The sequence below is a fragment of the Candidatus Mycolicibacterium alkanivorans genome, assembly GCF_022760805.1.
Classification (GTDB): domain Bacteria; phylum Actinomycetota; class Actinomycetes; order Mycobacteriales; family Mycobacteriaceae; genus Mycobacterium; species Mycobacterium alkanivorans.
In genome coordinates this window covers 1,506,112-1,526,935 of the sequence record NZ_JAIVFL010000001.1, presented here as the reverse complement: position 1 = coordinate 1,526,935, position 20,824 = coordinate 1,506,112, and the positions used below count along the sequence as shown (strand labels likewise).

Sequence of the window (20,824 nt, the reverse complement as noted above, 5' to 3'; positions counted from 1 at the left end):
TGCATGCCGCCGACGACTACCCTGCGTTAGATGCGTGCCAAGGAGGGGACCTTCCGGGATCTGATGACGCAGGACCCGCGCGTCCGTCAGGGGTAAGTCCCCTGGGGTGGTGGGGTTTCGGGACTGAGGCGGACGGCCGGGGTGTGTGCCCGGGCGTGTCGTTGCCGGTGTTGGGGTGGGCCGTCGCGTAGTGGTCAGTGAGTTACCGATGAAAGTGACTCATGAAAGGACCATCTACGCGATGACCCAGGACCATTCTGTCTTGCTCGCCCAGCTCGACGCGCTGAAGTCCGCTGATGCCGGCGCGGTGTTCGCCGAGCTGATCCGGGCCGGGCTGCAGGCGTTGATCGAGGCCGAGGCCACCGAGGCGATCGGCGCCGGCCGGTATCAACGCACCGGCGGGCGCGGCACGCACCGCAACGGGCACCGACCCAAGACGGTGTCGACCACCGCCGGCGATATCGAGGTGCAGATCCCCAAGCTGCGGGCGGGGTCGTTCTTCCCGTCGCTGCTGGAGCGGCGCCGCCGCATCGACCGCGCGTTGCATGCGGTGATCATGGAGGCCTACGTGCACGGGGTGTCGACCCGCAGTGTCGATGACCTGGTCGCGGCGATGGGGGTGGAGTCCGGGATCTCCAAATCCGAGGTCTCGCGGATCTGCGCGGGCCTGGACGCCGAGATCGAGGCGTTCCGCACCCGTAGCTTGGCTCACACGCAGTTTCCGTACGTGTTCTGCGACGCGATCTTCTGCAAGGTGCGGGTGGGTGCGCATGTGGTGTCTCAGTCGCTGGTGGTGGGGGTGACAGCGAGTCCTATGAGTTCTGGCGTGAGTTTCTGGCGTCGCTGAAAGCGCGTGGCCTCTCGGGGGTGCATCTGGTCATTTCTGACGCCCACGCCGGATTGAAAGCTGCTGTGGCACAACAGTTCACCGGATCTTCGTGGCAGCGCTGCCGGGTGCATTTCATGCGTAACCTGCACACCGCAGTGTCAGCGAAGCATGCCCCGGCGGTGACGGCGGCGCTCAAGACCATCTTCGCCCACACCGACCCCGACGAGGTCGCCGCCCAATGGGACCGCGTCGCCGACACCCTGGCCGGCAGCTTCCCGAAAGTGGCCGACATGATGGCCCAGGCCAAGGCCGACGTGCTGGCCTTCACGGCGTTCCCGACGGCGCATTGGCAGAAGATCTGGTCGAATAATCCTATCTTGAGTTTCGCAGTTACGCGGCGGCTGCCGCGCAGGCCAGTTCGTAGTCGCGGTATTTGTGTGGATCGGGCTGAGCTGCGGCAACGCCCGTAATTCGGGATGCGACCAGGGTTTTGCGGAGTTTGGCGAACATGTCTTCGAAGGCGGGCTCGTCTTTGTGGGGGTACCAGGGCTGGACCTCGCGGCGTGCGGCGAGGTCGTCTCGGTGGTATCCGTGCAGCGCGTACCAGACGATGACCAGGCTGTAGACGCAGAAGCCAAGCGGCACGGTGCGTTCCACCGCGCGCCGCAGTCGGTTGCGGGCTTGGCCGATGCCGAGTAGTTGTTTGCCGGCGGCGATGGCGGTCTCTATCGGCCAGCGGTGGGTGTAGCGTTCCACGATGGTCTGCGCGTCGCTGTCGGTGTCGGTGGTGAAGATCGCCAGGACCCTGTCGGCGGCGGGGTCGCGGACCAGGACGGTGCGGCCTGCGGTGTTGCCGAACGCGCCGTACCAGATCGTGTCGCACAGGGCGATCTCGACGGTGTTGGTGTGGCCGTAGCGGGTCAGGGTGACCGGTCGCCAGTCGGCGTGTGCGGCGAGGTCGGCGGGGTGGCCGAGCCGGTTTCCCTTGAGCCGGGGTCGGCCGCGTCGGCCGGTGTGCGGCGGGGCGGGCGCGTAGAGCGCGGCGTTGACCGGCAGCCGGGTGGTGATCGTGGTGTGCTCGACCAGCAGGGCCTTGCCGTGGTAGGCGGCGTCCCCGACGGCGTGCAAGCGGCGGTTCGGAAATGCTTGGGCCAGAAGTGAAATCATCTGCCCTGCCAGCGCCACCGGGGAGGCGGTGCCCTTGCCCCGCCACAACCGCAACAACACCGGCAGGCACACCGGGCGGGTACAGAACCGCAGCGTGACGACGATGCCGACGATCACCCACCGGTTGCCGCGGCCCAGCGCGTTGGGGTCCTGGGCGGAGCCGTCGTGGGTCCAGTACGCGGCGTGCACCTTGGGCCCCCAGCGGCGGAATAGGGTGTCGTCGACGACCACCGTGATCGGTGCCCCATCGGGCAGCAGCCGATCCACGATCAGCCGGGCCAGCACCAGCCCGATCGGGTCGACGTCCCAGGCGTGGTGGGAGAAGAACCGGCACGCCGAGTGGAACGACACCGCCGCAGCCATGCCCGCTCCGGCGAGCATCCCCACCACCGTGCGCCGGGTGGTCCGCGCCGCCAGCCCGGTAGCCAGCAGCGTGAACAACGCGAACGTCGATCCGCGGCGAAACGCGGGCCGAAACAGGTCCAACAGCGAACGCCACGATGTGGGTAGGGTCAGGCCCGGAAGCATCGGCGGAACTCCATCTCGGGGTTGACTTTTCACAACCGCCGATGCTTCGTCATGCTTGCCACCGGATCACGGCGACACGCCGGACAACGCCACAACAGCCCCAGAAATCACAGGTGTCACAGGCGTCAAACTGCGAAACTCAAGTCCTATAGAGCGTCTAAATAAAGAGATCAAGCGTCGGGCCGACGTCGTGGAGATCTTCCCCAACCCCGCGGCGTTCCTGCGCCTGGCCACCGCGGTGGTCATCGAAGCCCATGACGAATGGCAGGTCACCCGCCGCTACCTCTCCGATGTCTCCATGGACGAACTGCGCGCCGTCATCGCCATGAAACACGCCGCCGCGGCACTTGCCAAACAACACCAAATCGCATAGCGTTCAACACGACTCGTTGATCACAACGCGTGAACCACGCCAGATCCGAAGTCCACCAAACCATGGGACGCTATCGGGCAAGGTCGCCAGGAACGTCGCATTGGAGATCAAGAGGGACCAAGATCTACCCGAGCAAGCCGAGCGTGAACGGCGCTACCTGACCCATGCCGAACTGTTGATGCTGGCGAAGGCCGCAGGCCGATTCGAGACGCTGACGTTGGTCCTGGGCTACTGCGGCCTTCGGTTCGGCGAGGCTGTGGCACTGCGGCGCCGGCATGTGGGCGATCGAGTTCTCACGGTCAGAGCATCCGCGACTGCAGTCGCGGGCAAAGGCATCGTGGAGTCTACGACCAAGACGAAGCGGGATCGCCACGTGCCTGTTCCCGAACCGGTCTGGCTGAGACTCGAAGCCGACCTGCCCGCGGACCCGAACGCGCTGGTGTTTTCCAGTCGCAAAGGCGGATTCTTGCCGTTGGGTGAGTATCGCTGGGCGTTCGACAACGCGTGCGCGGAAGTCGGCATCGAAGGGTTGGTGCCTCACGGTCTGAGGCACACCACGGCGTCGCTGGCGATCAGTGCAGGCGCTAACGTCAAGGTCGTGCAGAGACTGCTGGGGCACGCGACCGCCGCGATGACACTCGACCGCTACGGCCATCTCCTCAACGAGGATTTGAGTGGTGTAGCCGCTGCACTAGGCAAGGCCATCGACAGCACTGCGGTATCACTGCGGCATTCAGGACGTGAGGGCGAACCAGAAACAGTCTGAAGTACGCTCTGAGCTGCAGAGCTCCCATAGCCCAATTGGCAGAGGCAGCGGACTTAAAATCCGCACAGTGTCGGTTCGAGTCCGACTGGGGGCACCGACCTAGCTGCCGATATGCGCTCTCATCACCGCTCCGAGCCGGGCTCGATGTCACGAGATGTCACAACACGCCCGAAACTGCTCGCAGCCGCCTTCAGCGCGTCGTCCTGGCTGTGGGCATACACCGACATGGTGAATGCCGCGCTGGCGTGCCCGAGCCACGCCGCGATCACCGCGATCGGCACACCACGCAGGTGCATCAACGTCGCACACGAGTGCCGGGCGTCATGCAGCCGGACGCGCTCGATCTTGAGGCCGTCAAGCATCTTGCCCCACCGGTAGGTGAGCAAGTTCGGATGATAGGGCCGGCCGGCCTCATCGCTGGCGACGTACTCGCCCGATCCGCAGCCCGCCCCGAACGCCAACCGCTCCTCGGCCTGCCGTTTACGCGCGGCCTTCAGCACCGCTACAACATCATCGGGCATGGGCAACGTCCGGCTACTCGCCTTCGACTTTGGTGTGCCCCCCACGATGTCCTTGCCTACCGCAACCCGGTTCTCCGTGATGGTGACCGTCTTGGCCTTCAGGTCGACGTTGGCCCACCGAAGGCCGGCGATCTCACCCCTGCGCAGCCCGTACAGCGCCAGCGTCCACAGGTGCCGGTCGCGGCATTCGCGGTCGAGGATGCGGAACATCTCGCTATCAGTCAGTGTGCGGAACTTCTCCGCATCACCGGCTACCCGGTCCACCAGACGTGCGACGTTACGGACCACGTTGCCCTGGGCTACCTGGTCGTCCAGTACGGCCGTCGCCAGGTACAGCATGTAATTACATGAGCGGGCCGACCACTTCTTGCGGCCCTCGACCTCGCCGCGCCGCAACCGGCCCACCAAGGAGTCGAGGTCGGCCTTCGACAGCTTCTGGACTTCGACCTGACCCAACTCGTCGCGTAGTGGGCCGAGCGACACCCGATGCCCGCGAAGTGTCGACGGCTTCAGCGAGTGCTTCGACGCTAGCCATCCCTCACATGCCTGGTCCACCGTCAACTTGCTGGAGGGGACATAGGTGCCTGCCCTCACACCCCCCTGCACTGATGCGAGCCCATCGCGGGCGGCAGCTTCGGTGACGAATCGCCGCCTGATCTGCCGCCGTCTCCCCGACTCCGGGTCATGACCGGCATCGACTGTGAGTTGATACCGCACAACGCTTTTCCCGGTGCTCCGGTCCTTCACCGTGATCTTCTTGATCTGGGGCGGCAATTGCTGTCGCTTGGTCATCATGCCTTCTTCTTTCCTGGTGTCGTCGCGGGCAGGAGTCCCGCGTCCCGCGCCTGTTGGACATAACGCGCGGCCGTCCTGTGTGATACGTCAAAAGCGCGTTCCACCGCCTCGGTGGGCCGGGCGTCGATGTGTTCTCGGTAGACCTCTACGACCTTCAACAGCCGTTCCCTCGACATCCGCGTGCGACCTGACCTGTAACGTCGAATGTCACTCACCGCGGTGCGGTCGTTCACCGGCTTTGACCATCCGAAGCCGTACCCCCCGACGCGGCCTATGGGCTTTACCGACGCTCGTGCAACGATCTGCTCAACGAGCCAGCCCACGCGGACTTGCGCCAGATCCTTCTCTCGCACTTCCGGTCCGTCCGGTCGGGAGCGCAGGCAGACTTCAGTGCAGACCGGGATACCTTGGCGCACTTCGATCTTCATTGACAAGTCGGGCTGTGATGCGCTGCCGGCGATCTCTACGAATATCTCCGATGGGACGACGCGGTCGCCGACCATGGCGGAATCCGCGCTGTAAGTCGCGCGTCCCTGGCCCTGCCAGAAATTGAGCCATCGCTCCATGCGGCACCCGTCCTAGTCAGATAAATCCTTGTCAGTGACGAGGACAGCCTAGTCACTATCCATTCATGCTGTCAATGGCGCTGGAACACCAGCGGAACTCAACGAATGAGAGCGGATGAGAGATGGACAGCACAGGAAAGCGATTGGTGGCGATACCCGACGCCCGACACAACCTCGGCGGAATCGGCCACACGACGATCTACGACCTGATCAACCGCGGGGAGCTGACCAAAGTGAACATCGGCCGAAGGTCGTTCATCACCGCAGAATCCATTGCGGCATACGTGGATCGCCTAAACGATGCCAACACGATGCGGCACACCGACGACCCCCGAGGTGCAGCTTGATCGACCAACGAAGAAGCCCGGGCACCCAGGCCCGGGCAACCACGTCAACCGCCACAGCCGACAGCATCGAGAATACCCGCCGCAACAGGCAGGCAGTAACGCGCACCGTGTTCGCCACGCCGCGCGCCGCCGAATTCCTGGAGCTCCGCGCACTGCAAGCCCAAACCGGTCAGCCAGCCGGCGCGTTCGGCGACGTCGTCATCAAAGAACTGCTCGACAACGCCCTCGACGCAGCCGAATCAACCGGCCGGGCACCGGCCATCACCATCACCACCCGCGAGGGTGACGACGTCACGTACATCACCGTGACCGACAACGGCGACGGGATCGCCCCCGCCACCGTCGACCACATCTGCGACTTCAACGTCCTAGTGTCCGACAAAGCAAAATACCGGGGCCCGGCGCGCGGAGCGCAAGGCAACGCACTCAAAACCCTGCTGGGTATCCCGTACGCGTTCGACATCACCAAGCCGGTGGTCATCGAATCGGCCGGCGTCCGCCACGAGCTGCAAGTGACAGTCGACCGATGCGGCGATGTGGTTGTCACCCACGAAACCACCGGCAGCGGCCGCACAGCCGGCACATCGGTCACAGTGCCGTTACCCGGGCCAGATCACCTCGATGCCGATGCGAGCTGGTGGGCGTGGCGCACGGCGCTTGTAAACCCGCACGCCACCATCACCGTGGTTGACCATGCTTACAGCGGCAGCGGAGACGACACCACCGTTTACAAGCCGTCCGATGTGGTGTGGTCGAAGTGGACCCCATCGGCGCCGTCGTCACCGCACTGGTACGACGCGACCGCGTTCACGGCGTTGGTGCATTCCCACATCCACAGCGCCCGCAACGGCCACCCCGACAAGCCGCTCGGCGAGTTCATCCGCGAGTTCGACGGACTGTCCGGCACCTCCAAGGCCAAGGCTGTGCGGGCCGCCGCACCCGATGTCACTCACCTGTCGGGGCTCGACGGCCGAGACGACCTGATCGCCGCGCTACACGCCACGATGATCGAGCACGCCAAACCCACCCCCGCCAACCGGCTCGGCCCGGTCGGCGAAGACCACTACCGCAGGATGCTCCACGACACCTACGGGGTGAACCGGTTCTGGTACAGGAACGGCTCGGCAACCGTCAACGGGGTGCCGTGGATCATCGAGGTGGCGGTCGCCGACACCGACGAGCCGGGCGACACCTGGTTCGCCTTCAACCATGCACCCGCGTTCGGTGACCCACTCGGGCGCACATACCTGCCCGCAAGCGACATCAATACCTTTGGGGCCGCATCATTCCTGGCGGCCGCGTACGCCAACAACACCAGCAGCGGCGGGAACAGGGCCGCCGTCGTGCACATCATTTGCGCCGCACCACAATTCGTGGACAAAGGCAAAGTAGCCCTGGTCGTCCCCAAGGCGGTCGCCGAGACTGCCGCCAAAACACTTGACGCGGCCACTAAAACCTTGCGGCGGGAGGCTGAGCAGCGCCGCAAAGACGCGGTCAAAGCTGAACGCGCCCACCAGCAAGCCATCAAGGCTGAACGCGAAAACTTGTGGAGCATCAAAGACGCCGTGTTCGAGGTACTCGCCGAAGCCAAGGCGTCAGCCGGTGACGTGTGCGCCGCCCGCACCCTGTTCTACAAGGTGCGACCACTGCTCCAGAACTACACCGACAAAGAACTGGGTTACGCCTACTTTTCGCAAACCCTGCTACCCGAATACGAGCGGACCGTCGCACCACTGCCCGGCCTGTACTACGAGCCGCGCGGCGAACTTCACCACCCGCACGACGATGATGTGATCCCGCTGGGCACCCGCGAAGTCGAGGCCTACACGCCGCCGCCGTGGCAGTTCGACAAGGTGCTGTACGTCGAGAAGAAAGGACTCGCCGCGCAGTTGGCGCCGTACCGGCTCGGCGAACGCTACGACATGGCAGTAATTTTCGGGCAAGGTTATGCGCCGACCGCGTGCCGGAACCTGCTGGCACGGTCCGATGTTCGGGATATGAAACTGTTCGTCGTGCACGACGCAGACCCCAGCGGCTACGACATCGCCCGCACACTCGCAGAAGCAACCCGGCGGATGCCCGACCACACCATCGACGTGATCGACCTAGGTCTCACAGTGCCGCAAGCCATCGCCCACGGTTTAGAAACCGAGAAGTTCACCCGCAAAAAAGAGCTCCCCGCCGATTTGGAACTCGACGCGGCCGCACTGGAATGGTTCACCGGCACACCAACATCAGCCGGGTACGGCAGCTTCCATCACGAATGCCGGCGCTGCGAACTGAACGCGTTCTCCGCCGACCAGCTCGCCGAATTCATCGAAGCCGGTCTGCAATCAGCCGGCGCCACCACGAAACTGGTGCCACCCGCCGAGGTGCTTGATGGGTATGTGCGGGCGGTCCGCGACGAGACGCTCACCGAACTTGTTTGGGCGGAGCTGGCGGGCATGGTCGACGTAGACGCTGTGGTGCGCCAACTGATCGACAACCATCCCGAACTGGCCGACGCTCGCGAAGCCCGCGTACGCGAAAGCTTCACCGGCGACCCATACCAGTCGTGGCGGTCGGCGACCGAACACCTCGTCCGCGACGACATCAACGCCGCCGACGACCTAGACGGGTCTGTCCGTGCCCTACTCGCCGAGCAGCTAGCCGCACCGGCCGGCGACAGCGAGACGGGAGACGACGCGTGAGCGCCACCCAATCACGTTCCGGCGCATGGTGCCCCCACCTTCTTGGAGTCTTGTGGGGAATTTCCCCACAACCGCATCCCGTACACGAATACGTCACCGAGCTGGCCGGCCGACACGGTGCGGCGTGAACCTAGAGATTCCGGTCGTCACCGGACTGGACACCCTGTCAGCGGCCCTGGCCTACGCGCAGTCCGGGTGGCACATCCTGCCAGTTCGGCTCGACACCAAACATCCGGGCAGTGTCGTGGGAAAAGCCTGGCCGTCGAAGTCGAGTCGCGAGCCGGAGCAGCTGGTCGCCTGGTTCGCCGGCACCAGCTTTGGGATCGCCCTGCATTGCGGCCGATCCGGTGCTCTGGCAGCCGACGTCGACCGGACCGAAAAGATGCCGGAGGTCCTGGCCAGGCACTGCGTGTCGGCACCCTTCCAGGCGACCCGCCCCGACACTCCCGGCCGCGGGCACTACGTGTTCGCGCAGCCGCCGGGCCGAACCATCGGAAACGGTGGCGGCCGGTTGGGTAGCTCGTTCGGCGAAATCCGCGGCTTGAACGGTGTCATCATCGTCGAACCATCCACCCATCCCAATGGGGGCGAATACCGTTGGATACGAACAGGTCCCGTGCCTGTACTGCCCGACGAGCTGGCTGTTCTGCTCGACGACGCGTCACCCGGTGAGGACGCCGCAACCGACACGCAAGTCGCCGAATTCATTGCGGCGCACACCGATTCGGTGCGTCCAGAGATCCTGCACGGATGGACTCGTGCGCTGGCGGGGAAGATTGAACGCGGAGAATCCAGCCACACAAGCCTGTCGTCAGTGCTCACCGGGGCGATGAAAGAGGCACGCGCCGGCTTCTTCCCGGCCGCCGAAGCGATCAAGCAACTCAAACCGATATTCGTGAATTCCGTTGCGCTCGGCGGATCGACAGGGGTGGTCCGTGTCGGTGCGAGGGCTGAAGCGGAATTCAACTCGATCCTCGCCTGGTCTGTCGCACAAGCCCAAGCCGCAGACCTCGACGCCATCCGTGAACGAACCCAACGAGAAATGCCGGACAACGTGACCGATACCGATCGAAGCGAATGGAAAACCGGCGACACCGGCGACCCCGGTAAGTTTTTCGACAAGCAGACAGGACTACTCGCCCTCAACCTCGCGGAAACCGTGATGGAATCCGTAACTTGCGGATTCAACGACATAACCGAACAGTTCTACACCTACAGCGGCGGCGTATGGAAAACCAACCGCGGCCATATCGAACACCACATCGCACGACTACTCGGCAACCGCTACCGAAACGCCCACGCCCGCAACACACTCGACCTGATCCGCTACAGCACCGACACCGCGCGAATCACATGCGAGCCGCAACCCGACTACATCAACGTCGAAAACGGAATGCTGAACTGGCGGACAGGGGAACTCTCAGAACACCACCCCGACCACCTATCCACCGTTCAACTCCCGACCGCATACGACCCCGACGCCGAATGCCCACGATTCGACACATTCCTTTCCGAGGTACTACCACCCGACTGCATAAACCTCATGTGGGAAATAATCGGATACACCACATACTCGGGCAATCCGCTGCACGCGGCGATCCTCCTATTCGGGAAAGGCCGCAACGGGAAAGGGACACTCATCAGAGTGTTGGAAAAACTTCTCGGCAGACACAACTGCTCGTCAGTCGGATTGCATGAACTGACCGACAACAGGTTCCGCGCCGCATCGCTCTACGGGAAACTCGCCAACCTAGCAGGCGATCTCGACTCCAAATGGATCGCCAACACAGCCATGTTCAAGTCAATCACCGGCGGTGACCTGATCCAAGCCGAACACAAATTCGGCGCCCCGTTCGACTTCACCCCGTGGGCGTTGCCGTTCTACTCCGCGAACAAAGCGTTCGGTTCGGCCGACTCGTCGGAAGGGTGGGTAGCCCGCTGGACCGTCGTCCCATTCCCCAACGACTTCTCCGACAGCAAAAACATAAAACTGGACGCCGACCTGCAAACCCCATCGGAGTTGCGTGGAGTCCTCCGGCGCGGCCTCCAATCACTGCCCGGCCTGCTGGGAAGGGCCAGATTCCTCGAACCGGATTCTGTGCACGACGCGAAAGCAGATTTCATAGCGGCGTCAGACGCGGTCCGCTCATGGATAGGCGAACAGTGTGAACTCGACTCCGATAGCTGGACTGCGCGCACCGACCTGTTCCGCGCGTATCAGAGTCATGCCTTCGCGGACGGGTCGAAGGCCCTGTCGGCGCGGGAGTTTTACAACCGCATCGAGCAGATACGAGGGCTTTGGCGTGCCACCAGGAACGGTGCACGCGGGTTCCGCGGGATACGACTACTCGAACAGGGTGCAGGTTCAGGTGCACATAAAAACTTCGAAAACGCGAGGTGGTAGCCAGTGAGGGTGCATAAGGTGCAGGTTGCCTCTACTACCTATCGCACGCGGTACACAGGGGTAGAGGTAGACAAACCTGCACCTACTGCACCCTGTGCACCCTACGGTCGCACGGAGGGCAACTCGTGACGACCATCCACATCCGCGAAACAGACGGCCGATACGAATTCCGATTCCCCTACAGTCCGGACGTCATCGGCATCATCAAGACCGCGCCGGCCTACTCACGAGAATGGGACCCGGCACGGAAACGGTGGCTCATCGACATCGGACCCGACGCCAGCGCCGTCATCGACCTACTCGTAGACCACGGACACACAGTCGTCGGACTCCCCGAGCAGCGCCGAACCGCAGACTCCGCCACATGGGCGGAGGAACTGCTCACAGCCTGCCCACCACACATCCGGGAACAGGTCTACCGCGCCCTGACGAAAGTTCTACACCCAGACGCCGGAGGCACCACGAAACTGCAGCAGGAGCTCAACGACGCAAGGCAACACCTATGACGAACGGAACTGCCGGTCCCACAAATAACGCACCGTCTCCGCCCGCTGCACCTCAGACATCGCCAAAGGATCAACGACAAGCTGCGCCGCCGAACGTGCCCAAAAAGTCGGCCCAACCGGACCCGGATCAAACGACGAGGAAGCAACGACGTGGTCGGTCATTCCGCGATCGTACGACGCGGGACGGCCGGCTGGAACCAGGCTGGCTTCACCTGCTGGCACACATCCTCTCCGGCACCACGCGGCTCCCCGAAGCGGCCTGCAAAAACCATCCACACACGTTCGACGGACACAGCGAGGAGTCCCGTAACGCCGCGCAGGCCATCTGCAGCACATGCCCAGCCCTAACGCCATGCCAGAACTGGTACACCGCCCTACGACCCACACAGCGGCCCGCAGGTGTGGTCGCAGGACAGGCAGCGAAACACCGCTGAACAACACAACAAAGAAAGGAACACACCGAATTGCCCGGAAACCGGAAGTCCCGCAGAGCCGCCACATACAAACGTGACACCACACGCCGCACCGAACACAAAGAAACCGTTAGACAATCAATGCAACACCAACACCAGGAGGAACCAATGAACACGATCCCCATCGCCACCATCAGCGCCGAAACAGGTGTTCCGATACAAACCATCGCCGAACAGCTATGCGACGCCATACGTCTCAACGAGGCAGGCCTGAGGTCGGTCCCAACCGCGGTGTCCCGCCGATACCTCGATGATCTGCGGGCCGCCAGACAAGCGCAGGCGGACCAGCATCGCACCTTCATGGCACGTATGGCTGAACTCGCAGCCCGACACCCAGCACGCGGCGGCATCCCAGCCAGCTCAGGTTCAGCGTTCGCCGACATGCTCGGAGCAGACCAACGATGAACACCGACACCCCCACCACCTGGATCGACCGACTCCCCGACTGGATCATCGACCACGAAATACGTTGGCTCACAAGACACCCCTGGATCGCAGGCTTCATCCAACCAGGCGACTACAGCATCGACCCAGCGGTCGCCCGATTCGAAAACTCCCAACGCCGCTTCACACGCCGCAACCCACCAAACGAACTCCTCGAAGTACGCGGATACGAGACAACAAGCCTCCGAAGCGGCAACGCCACCACCGACATCCGTAGAACAGTGCACGTACACACAACCGAAGCCCAGCACTTGGAAGGCTTGGCCGTCCCATACGGGCAGCCGTCGACACCTGTGGAAATCGGCGGGCTACTCGGAGTCGAACAATTCGATCGACACTCAATCACCCTCATGCCCACAACTGTGCCGTTGCATGTCGACCACGACCCTGACCACACGATCGGCCGCGCAACACCACGACACACCACGACCGGACTACGCATCGACGCCACCATCACCACCACCGACAAGCAGACGTGGCTACAACGATGGATACGCGGCGAGTACTCGAGTCTGTCCATCGCCTTCAAAGCCGCGCCACTCCACGACGACTGGTCGACTTACGACGGACTGCCACTGCGGATCGTGCGCGGCGCTGAACTCGTTGAAACGTCGGTGGTCCGCGCCGGCGCCTACACCCAAGCACGAATCGAAACCGTCACATGAACCCCGGACGTGGTTGGTGTACGAAAGTTGTTGCGGCACAAGGTGATTCTTTTTGATAGGGACTCGCGGAGACCACCGGTGGCCAGCTTTTTATCCATGTCATCCGAAACGTATCCAATTGCGGCACAACACAATTGGGTTCAACGAAAACGTAACTGATTCAACAAGATTGGAGCGATTATGACGAAGAAGTCTGCGGTACCCGCGCCGCCGTCCGGGACGGGGCCGTCCGGCCGTGCCCTGTGGAACGACGTACTCGGAAAGTACATTCTCGAAAACCACGAACTGCTGTTGCTTAAGGAAATGGTGCGCACCGTCGATTTGCTGGACAAGTTGCACGCGATTGTGCAGCGTGAGGGGTTGATGGTGGAGGGTCCGCACGGGTCGAAGCCGCATCCGGCGGTTGTGGAGGCCCGGCAGTCCAAGATCGCTTTGGCGCGTCTGGGGGCTGCGTTGCGGCTACCTGCGGGGGATGAGGATAGTGCTGGTGTGCGTCGCCCGCAGCGCCGGGCCGGTGCGCGTGGCGTATACCAGTTGCGGGATAGCGTGTGAGGTTGTGAGGCGACGAGTTGATGATGCTAGGCCGCCGTCCGCTGCGCTCTGGTTTGACGGGTCTGCGGTGGTGCCGTTCTTCCCTGGCCGGCACCGTGACGATCCGGTGGTGGTGGCGGCTGTTGAGGAGTTCGGTAGGCGGTTGGGGAGGTGGCGGGCGGCGCGGGCTGGGTGGTCGCGTGTCCATGGTTGGCCTGGTGGTGATGCGGTTCGGCTCATGGAGGAGGAGCGGATGGTCGGCGAGTTCGAGTCGCTGGATCCCACGGTGATCTGACTGGAAGGTCGCGGAGCGCCGGGGCCATCCCAGGGTCGGTAGCGCCCCGGTGTCACGTCGGTGTCACAACTCACGCAATACGCCCACGAACAACTACGGACACATACGGACGAATTGTGCTGCACCGCAAGGAAAAGCGAATGTCGGCGAACAGCCGCGAACAGGCAGCAGTGGACTTAAAATCCGCACAGTGTCGGTTCGAGTCCGACTGGGGGCACGAAAGCTTTTTGCAGGTAGAAACACCTAATGAGCCAGACCAGCAAGATGACCACCACCCGCCCTGGCTGAGTCTCAACAGCAGTCCAAGGGGTAGTACAAAATCCAGCAAACTCGGCGGTTGCTTAGCCCTCGGGCCAGTCGGACCGCGCGATACACCGGGCGAACTCAGACTCCCACCACGCTTCTCGCATGGCTCTGCGGGTGGCCGAATCCTCGGGGTGGTGGCGCCAACGCGTGCACAACGTCCGCACCGCACCGTGGGCCGGGAGTGGCAGCCCGCGGGGCATCCCGAGCAGGTCAAGGTCCATGACTTCATCGACCGGGAGCTGGGCAAGGCCAACCCCTACGGGGTGTACGACGTGGGCGCCAATACCGGGTGGGTGTCGGTGGGTACCGACCACGACACCGCAGCGTTCGCGGTCAATACCATCCGAGCATGGTGGCAGAACGCTGGAAAGAGCCTGCACCCCAACGCTTCCCGACTGTTGATTAGCGCTGATGGCGGCGGCTCCAACGGCTATCGCACCCGACAGTGGAAAACCGAACTCGCCACACTGGCCGCCGATACCGGCCTGACGATCACCGTCTGCCACCTGCCGCCGGGCACCAGCAAGTGGAACACGATCGAACATCGCTTGTTCTGCCACATCTCGATGAACTGGCGCGGCAGACCGTTGACCAGTCACGAAGTCATCGTCGAAACCATCGCCGCGACCATCACAAGCACTGGACTGACCGTCCACGCCGAACTTGACCGCGCGACCTATCCCACCGGCGTCAAGATCCCCGACCAACAAATGAAAGACCTTGAAACCAAACAGATCCTGACCCGACATGACTTCCACGGCGAATGGAACTACACCCTCCACCCGCAACCACGACACGCCGAACCGAACTAAATTAATTTATCACAATCCCTTAGTTAGTGCCGCGCGTCGGCGCCACGACACCCGGGCGAGGGGTGGTCATACGGCGATGACGCGGACGAGTTCCCCCAGCCCAGTGAAGTCATCGGCGTTTCGGGTGTAGAGATCGAGTTGATTGGCATGCGCGGTCGCGGCGATCAGCAGGTCGGCGAATCGGCTTCGAGGTGTCCTTCCCTCACCGACAACGGCGGCAACGATGAGTCCGTAGCTCCGCGCGGTGGCTCCGTCGAACTGGATCGGCTCCAGCAACGATTCAATTTCCTGCAGTCGAGCCTGCCGCTTCGCGGCCTCCATTGGGTCGGTGGCAAGGCGTGGTCCGGCCGCCAATTCTGCCGCGCTGATAGCCGATATAGCCATCTCGTCGGGCAGTGCGGCGATCACGGCCGGGTCGTACCAGTCGACGATGACGGATGTGTCGAGAAGACCAGACCTCACTTCAGAGTCCTTGGTCGATTAACCGGTCGAGGTCGGCGCGGAACTGACGATGGTCAATGCGCACGCCGGCCGCCGCCAGCGCCACTACTTCGTCGCGGGCGATAAACGTGCGGCGGTCGGCTCTGATCGGGCGAAGCTCGGCCACCGGTTCGCCGTTACGGGTGACGATGAAGGTTTCGCCCGCCGCTACCGCTTCGATCACCTTCGCGTTCTGGTTGCGCAGCTCGCGCTGCGCAATAGTCTTGGCCATCGCCCGATTGTAGCAAGGAGTGCTACAGTCAGCTACGCGCTGGGTGGAGATTCGTCTTCCGCCGCAGACGAAATCCGTCAAGACGACGAGGCGCAACCGTAAAGAAAGCGTCAACGACACCCACTATCCACCCACGACCGACTTAGCGTCGCCGACATGGGAATCATCGTCTTTCTGCTGCTGACAGTGGCGATCTTCGCCTTGCTCGGACTGGTGCAGAAGTTGGTCGAGCGGTTGTGAGCTACGAGAACATCGTCGGCCTCGTCCTCGCGGTGCTCCTGGCGCTGTTCGTCACCGCCGCACTGCTCTTCCCCGAGAGGCTCTAGTGACCACCACGACGGCGGGGATCGTGTTCCTCGCCCTACTCATCCTTGCCCTGGCTGCCGTGCACGTGCCGCTGGGCGACTACATGTACCGCGTCTACACCTCGGACAAGGACTCCCGGGTGGAGCGCGCCGTTTACCGCCTGATCGGTGCCGACCCGAAAGCCGAGCAGACGTGGGGCGCCTACGCACGCAGCGTGCTGGCGTTCTCGGCGATTAGCGTGCTGTTGCTGTTCGTCTTCCAGCTCGTGCAGGGCAGACTGCCGCTGCACCTGCACGACCCGGCCACCCCGATGACACCGGCGCTGGCCTGGAACACCGCGATCAGCTTCGTCACCAACACCAACTGGCAGGCCTACTCCGGTGAGTCCACCCAGGGCCACCTGGTGCAGATGGCCGGGCTGTCGGTGCAGAATTTCGTCTCGGCGGCGGTCGGCATGGCCGTCGCAGTCGCTTTGATGCGCGGCTTCGCCCGCCGAAACTCCTTGGAGCTGGGCAACTTCTGGGTCGACCTGGTGCGTGGCACGCTACGCATCCTGCTGCCGATCTCGGTGGTCGCCGCGATCGTCCTCGTGGCCGGCGGAACGATCCAGAACTTTCACCTGCACGACCAGGTGGTCAACACCCTGGCCGGTGCGCAGCAGACCATCACCGGCGGTCCGGTCGCCAGCCAGGAGGTCATCAAGGAACTCGGCACCAACGGCGGCGGGTTCTACAACGCCAACTCGGCGCACCCGTTCGAGAACCCGACCACCTGGACCAACTGGGTGGAGATCTTCCTGCTGCTGGTGATCAGCTTCTCGCTACCGCGCACGTTCGGCCGGATGGTCGACAGCAAGAAGCAGGGCTACGCGATCGTCGCCGTGATGGGCGTGCTGGCAGTGATCAGCGTTTCGCTGATGCTGCGGTTCCAGCTGCAGCACCACGGCACCGTGCCGACCGCGATTGGATCGGCCATGGAAGGTGTGGAACAGCGTTTCGGCGTCGCGGACTCCGCGGTGTTCGCCGACGCCACCACGCTGACCTCCACCGGCGCGGTGGACTCCTTCCACGACTCCTACACGAGCCTGGGCGGCATGATGACGTTGTTCAACATGCAACTCGGCGAGGTGGCGCCCGGCGGCGCCGGATCGGGCCTGTACGGCATGCTGATCCTCGCGGTCATCACCGTCTTCGTCGCCGGCCTCATGGTCGGGCGCACCCCGGAGTATCTCGGCAAGAAGATAACCCCCCGCGAGATCAAGCTCGCCGCAAGCTATTTCCTGGTCACCCCGCTGCTGGTGCTCACCGGTACCGCGATCGCGATGGCCCTACCGGGGCAGCGAGCGGGCATGCTCAACACCGGAGCGCACGGCTTGTCCGAGGTGCTCTATGCCTTCACCTCGGCAGCCAACAACAACGGGTCGGCCTTCGCCGGTCTGAGCGTCAACACCGACTGGTACAACACCGCACTCGGCTTGGCGATGGTGTTCGGCCGATTCCTGCCCATCATCCTGGTGCTCGCCCTCGCCGGCTCGCTGGCCCGACAGGGCCACACCCCCGAGTCGATCGGCACCCTTCCCACCCACCGTCCCCAGTTCGTCGGAATGGTCGCCGGGGTGACACTCATCCTGGTCGCCCTGACGTTCCTGCCCATGCTCGCGCTCGGACCCCTCGCCGAAGGAATCCACTCATGACCGCCGACGCATCCCCACTTCCCGCCGAAGGTCACACTGGCGCAACGCTGGTCGCCGAATGTCACTCTGGTGTGACGGCCGGCGGAAAGAAGTCCGTCAGGGGCGGCCTGCTGGACCCCAAGATGCTGTGGATGTCGCTGCCCGAGGCCCTGCGCAAACTCGACCCCCGCACGCTCTGGCGCAACCCCGTCATGTTCATCGTCGAGATCAGCGCGGTGTGGAGCACCACCCTGGCCATCGTCGACCCGAGTTGGTTCGGCTGGTTGATCGTGTTCTGGCTGTGGCTGACGGTGGTGTTCGCCAACCTCGCCGAGGCCGTCGCCGAGGGTCGCGGCAAGGCGCAGGCCGAGTCGCTGCGAAAGACCAAGGCCGACACCATGGCCCGTCGGCTGACCGGATGGTCGCCGGGCACCCCGGGCCGTGAGGAGGAAGTCGCTGCACCACTGCTGCAGCAGGGCGACATCGTCGTCGTCGAAGCCGGGCAGGTCATTCCCGGCGATGGCGACGTGCTGGAAGGCATTGCCTCGGTGGACGAGTCGGCCATCACCGGCGAGTCCGCCCCAGTGATCCGCGAATCCGGCGGCGACCGCTCCGCGGTCACCGGTGGCACCACCGTGCTGTCGGACCGCATCGTCGTCAAGATCACCCAGAAGCCCGGCGAGAGCTTCGTCGACCGGATGATCGCCTTGGTGGAAGGCGCCAACCGGCAGAAGACACCCAACGAGACCGCACTGAACATCCTGCTGGCCGCGCTGACGATCATCTTCATCTTCGCCGTCGCCACCCTGCAGCCGCTGGCGATCTACTCCAAGGCCAACAACCCCGGTGTCCCGGACTCGCTGTCGCTCACCGGCAATGGTGTATCCGGCATCGTGATGGTCTCGCTGCTGGTGTGCCTGATCCCCACCACCATCGGTGCGCTGCTGTCGGCGATCGGCATCGCCGGGATGGACCGGCTGGTGCAGCGCAACGTGCTGGCCATGTCGGGCCGCGCCGTGGAGGCCGCCGGCGACGTCAACACCCTGCTGCTGGACAAGACGGGCACCATCACGCTGGGCAACCGGCAGGCCTCGGATTTCGTTCCGCTGCCCGGGGTTACGCCCGACCAGCTCGCCGACGCAGCGCAGCTGTCCAGCCTGTCCGACGAGACGCCGGAAGGCCGCTCGATCGTGGTGTTCGCCAAGGAGAAGTTCGGCCTGCGCGCCCGCACCCCCGGTGAATTGGTCAACACGCACTGGGTCGAGTTCTCCGCCGCCACGAGGATATCCGGCGTCGACCTGGAGAACGGACACCAGTTGCGCAAGGGCGCTGCCAGTTCGGTGACGCAGTGGGTGCACGAGCAGGGCGGCAGCGTTCCCGCGGAGCTGGGCACCCTTGTCGACGGGATCTCCGCCGGCGGCGGCACTCCCCTGGTGGTCGGCCAGAAAGTCGACGGAAAAGCCGAAGTGCTCGGCGTCATCCACCTCAAGGACGTCGTCAAGCAGGGCATGCGCGAACGCTTCGACGAGATGCGCAAGATGGGCATCCGCACGGTCATGATCACTGGTGACAACCCGTTGACCGCCAAGGCCATTGCCGACGAGGCCGGGGTGGACGACTTCCTCGCCGAGGCGACCCCCGAGGACAAGCTCGCACTCATCAAGCGCGAGCAGGAGGGCGGCAAGCTGGTCGCGATGACCGGCGACGGGACCAACGACGCACCGGCGCTGGCGCAGGCCGACGTCGGGGTGGCGATGAATACCGGCACCTCGGCGGCCAAAGAGGCCGGCAACATGGTGGACCTGGACTCCGACCCGACCAAGCTCATCGAGATCGTCGAGATCGGCAAGCAGCTGCTGATCACCCGCGGCGCGCTGACCACCTTCTCGATCGCCAACGACATCGCCAAGTATTTCGCGATCATCCCTGCGATGTTCGTCGCGCTGTTCCCTGGATTGGACCTGCTCAACGTGATGCGGCTGCACAGCCCGCAGTCGGCGATCCTGTCCGCGGTGATCTTCAACGCGATCATCATCGTCGCCTTGATCCCGCTGTCGCTGCGCGGTGTCCGCTACACCCCCAGCAGTGCGTCAAAGCTCTTGAGCCGCAACCTCTACGTCTACGGTCTCGGCGGCATCGCGGCCCCGTTCATCGGGATCAAGCTCATCGACCTCGTCGTCCAATTCTTGCCGGGAATGTGACATGAACCTGTCTTCCGTACTCCGCCAACACTGGGCGGCGCTGCGCGCGTTGCTGGTGCTCACCGTCATCGTCGGCGTCGGCTATCCGCTGTTCGTCTGGCTGGTCGCGCAGCTTCCGGGACTGAGGGACAGGGCCGACGGGTCGATCGTCGAGCTCAACGGAAAACCGGTGGCCAGCAGGCTCATCGGCCAGTTGTTCACCGACGACAAGGGCAACCCGCTGCCGCAGTACTTCCAGAGCCGCCCGTCGGCCGCCGGCGCGGGATACGACCCGCTGTCAACGTCGGCGTCGAACCTGGGGCCGGAGAGCATTGCCGATGCTCCCGGCAAGCCGAGCCTGCTGACCCAGGTCTGCACCCGCAGCAAGGCGGCCGGGGAGCTCGACGGCGTGGACGGCTCGCGGCCGTTCTGCACCGGTGACGGCGTCGGTGCGGTGCTGTCGGTCATCGGGCCCCGCGACGCCCGCGGCATCGTGGTGCACCCCGTCACGGTCATCAGCGTCAACCAGCCGTGCGACACCACCAAGCGCCCCTTCCTGGACACCTACGAGGGGGTTCGGGTCGAGTGCGCCAAGTCCGGCGAGGATTACTCGATGGGGCAGATCGTGCCGATCCGCGGCGCGGCTCCGGCCGACCCGGCGGTGCCCGCCGACGCTGTGACGGCCAGCGGCAGCGGCCTGGATCCGCATATCTCACCGGCGTACGCCGACCTGCAGGTCACCCGCGTCGCCAAGGCCCGCGGCGTCAGCCTCGAGGTCGTCCGCGCGCTCGTCGCCCGATACACCGACGGCCGCACGCTGGGGTTCCTCGGCGAACCGCGGGTCAACGTGGTGGAACTCAACCTCGCACTCGACCAGAAGTACCCGCTCAAGAGCTGACCGTCGGTGAATGATGAACAGGTGGATACCGTCCAGCC

The 20,824-nt window shown here is 64.0% G+C and carries 19 protein-coding genes, 1 tRNA gene and 3 pseudogenes; 17 read left to right on the top strand and 6 right to left on the bottom strand.

Going from position 1 to position 20,824, the window contains the following annotated elements:
* Positions 1–241: 241 nt before the first annotated feature.
* A pseudogene (locus tag K9U37_RS07625) lies at positions 242–1,206 on the top strand (IS256 family transposase); the annotation flags it as partial.
* 13 nt (positions 1,207–1,219) lie between these two features.
* Here K9U37_RS07625 and K9U37_RS07620 read toward each other — a convergent pair.
* On the bottom strand, positions 1,220–2,524 hold the full coding sequence (locus tag K9U37_RS07620) for an IS701 family transposase (protein ID WP_243071182.1): 1,305 nt from the start codon (positions 2,522–2,524) through the stop codon (positions 1,220–1,222).
* Between the two features lie 127 nt (positions 2,525–2,651).
* Between K9U37_RS07620 and K9U37_RS07615 the strand changes: the two are divergent.
* From K9U37_RS07615 to K9U37_RS07605, 3 genes and pseudogenes are all read left to right on the top strand, one after another.
* Positions 2,652–2,897 (top strand): annotated as a pseudogene (locus K9U37_RS07615) (transposase); the annotation flags it as partial.
* A 178-nt stretch (positions 2,898–3,075) separates the two neighbouring features.
* The gene (locus tag K9U37_RS07610) at positions 3,076–3,663 is read left to right on the top strand and encodes a site-specific integrase (protein WP_308197426.1); all 588 of its coding nucleotides are present in this window, start codon (positions 3,076–3,078) and stop codon (positions 3,661–3,663) included.
* Between the two features lie 20 nt (positions 3,664–3,683).
* A tRNA-Leu gene (locus K9U37_RS07605) sits at positions 3,684–3,757 on the top strand.
* A gap of 28 nt (positions 3,758–3,785) precedes the next feature.
* On the opposite strand, the gene K9U37_RS07600 is transcribed toward K9U37_RS07605, so the two are convergent.
* On the bottom strand, positions 3,786–4,667 hold the full coding sequence (locus K9U37_RS07600) for a site-specific integrase (protein ID WP_308197354.1): 882 nt from the start codon (positions 4,665–4,667) through the stop codon (positions 3,786–3,788).
* A 308-nt stretch (positions 4,668–4,975) separates the two neighbouring features.
* On the bottom strand, positions 4,976–5,545 hold the full coding sequence (locus tag K9U37_RS07595; RefSeq protein WP_243071179.1) for a Fic family protein: 570 nt from the start codon (positions 5,543–5,545) through the stop codon (positions 4,976–4,978).
* A 122-nt stretch (positions 5,546–5,667) separates the two neighbouring features.
* On the opposite strand from K9U37_RS07595, the gene K9U37_RS07590 reads away from it, so the two are divergent.
* The 4 genes from K9U37_RS07590 (at position 5,668) to K9U37_RS07575 (ending at position 11,492) form a co-directional block, all read left to right on the top strand.
* Entirely contained in the window at positions 5,668–5,892 is a 225-nt protein-coding gene (locus tag K9U37_RS07590; protein ID WP_243071178.1) for a helix-turn-helix domain-containing protein, read from the top strand.
* A 107-nt stretch (positions 5,893–5,999) separates the two neighbouring features.
* Positions 6,000–8,582: an ATP-binding protein gene (locus tag K9U37_RS07585; protein WP_243071177.1), complete on the top strand. Its 2,583-nt coding sequence runs from the start codon at positions 6,000–6,002 to the stop codon at positions 8,580–8,582.
* A 124-nt stretch (positions 8,583–8,706) separates the two neighbouring features.
* Positions 8,707–10,986: a phage/plasmid primase, P4 family gene (locus K9U37_RS07580; RefSeq protein ID WP_243071176.1), complete on the top strand. Its 2,280-nt coding sequence runs from the start codon at positions 8,707–8,709 to the stop codon at positions 10,984–10,986.
* Between the two features lie 125 nt (positions 10,987–11,111).
* Complete coding sequence (locus K9U37_RS07575; protein ID WP_243071175.1) at positions 11,112–11,492, top strand: hypothetical protein; 381 nt, start codon at positions 11,112–11,114, stop codon at positions 11,490–11,492.
* Here the strand turns inward: K9U37_RS07575 and K9U37_RS07570 are convergent.
* Positions 11,487–11,654, bottom strand: coding sequence for a hypothetical protein (locus K9U37_RS07570; RefSeq protein ID WP_243071174.1), 168 nt, complete (start codon positions 11,652–11,654; stop codon positions 11,487–11,489). The genes K9U37_RS07575 and K9U37_RS07570 overlap by 6 nt on opposite strands.
* Between K9U37_RS07570 and K9U37_RS20425 the strand changes: the two genes are divergently transcribed.
* The 5 genes and pseudogenes from K9U37_RS20425 to K9U37_RS07550 form a co-directional block, all read left to right on the top strand.
* Complete coding sequence (locus K9U37_RS20425) at positions 11,588–11,926, top strand: WhiB family transcriptional regulator (protein ID WP_372489424.1); 339 nt, start codon at positions 11,588–11,590, stop codon at positions 11,924–11,926. The two genes, K9U37_RS07570 and K9U37_RS20425, sit on opposite strands and share 67 nt — an antisense overlap.
* Before the next feature lie 147 nt (positions 11,927–12,073).
* Positions 12,074–12,370 (top strand): hypothetical protein, encoded by a 297-nt coding sequence (locus K9U37_RS07565; protein ID WP_243071173.1) that lies wholly within the window; start codon positions 12,074–12,076, stop codon positions 12,368–12,370.
* The gene (locus K9U37_RS07560) at positions 12,367–13,074 is read left to right on the top strand and encodes an HK97 family phage prohead protease (protein ID WP_243071172.1); all 708 of its coding nucleotides are present in this window, start codon (positions 12,367–12,369) and stop codon (positions 13,072–13,074) included. Before K9U37_RS07565 ends, K9U37_RS07560 begins: the two co-directional genes overlap by 4 nt.
* Before the next feature lie 180 nt (positions 13,075–13,254).
* Entirely contained in the window at positions 13,255–13,626 is a 372-nt protein-coding gene (locus tag K9U37_RS07555) for a terminase (RefSeq protein WP_243071171.1), read from the top strand.
* Positions 13,627–14,367: 741 nt separating this feature from the next.
* Positions 14,368–15,018: pseudogene (locus K9U37_RS07550) on the top strand (ISAzo13 family transposase); the annotation flags it as partial.
* A 66-nt stretch (positions 15,019–15,084) separates the two neighbouring features.
* Here K9U37_RS07550 and K9U37_RS07545 read toward each other — a convergent pair.
* Both K9U37_RS07545 and K9U37_RS07540 read right to left on the bottom strand, forming a co-directional pair.
* Entirely contained in the window at positions 15,085–15,480 is a 396-nt protein-coding gene (locus K9U37_RS07545) for a type II toxin-antitoxin system VapC family toxin (protein WP_308197353.1), read from the bottom strand.
* A 1-nt stretch (position 15,481) separates the two neighbouring features.
* Positions 15,482–15,850, bottom strand: a complete 369-nt coding sequence (locus K9U37_RS07540; protein ID WP_243071169.1) for a type II toxin-antitoxin system Phd/YefM family antitoxin — start codon at positions 15,848–15,850, stop codon at positions 15,482–15,484.
* Positions 15,851–15,966: 116 nt separating this feature from the next.
* On the opposite strand from K9U37_RS07540, the gene K9U37_RS07535 reads away from it, so the two are divergent.
* Genes K9U37_RS07535 through K9U37_RS07520 form a run of 4 tightly spaced genes read left to right on the top strand, consistent with a single transcriptional unit; the run spans position 15,967 to position 20,786 of the window.
* Entirely contained in the window at positions 15,967–16,056 is a 90-nt protein-coding gene (locus K9U37_RS07535) for a potassium-transporting ATPase subunit F (protein WP_243071168.1), read from the top strand.
* Complete coding sequence (gene kdpA, locus K9U37_RS07530) at positions 16,056–17,729, top strand: potassium-transporting ATPase subunit KdpA (protein WP_243071167.1); 1,674 nt, start codon at positions 16,056–16,058, stop codon at positions 17,727–17,729. The genes K9U37_RS07535 and kdpA overlap by 1 nt, the downstream gene beginning before the upstream one ends.
* On the top strand, positions 17,726–19,909 hold the full coding sequence (kdpB, locus tag K9U37_RS07525) for a potassium-transporting ATPase subunit KdpB (protein WP_272888019.1): 2,184 nt from the start codon (positions 17,726–17,728) through the stop codon (positions 19,907–19,909). Before kdpA ends, kdpB begins: the two co-directional genes overlap by 4 nt.
* A gap of 1 nt (position 19,910) precedes the next feature.
* Entirely contained in the window at positions 19,911–20,786 is an 876-nt protein-coding gene (locus K9U37_RS07520) for a potassium-transporting ATPase subunit C (protein ID WP_243071166.1), read from the top strand.
* Positions 20,787–20,824 lie beyond the last annotated feature (38 nt).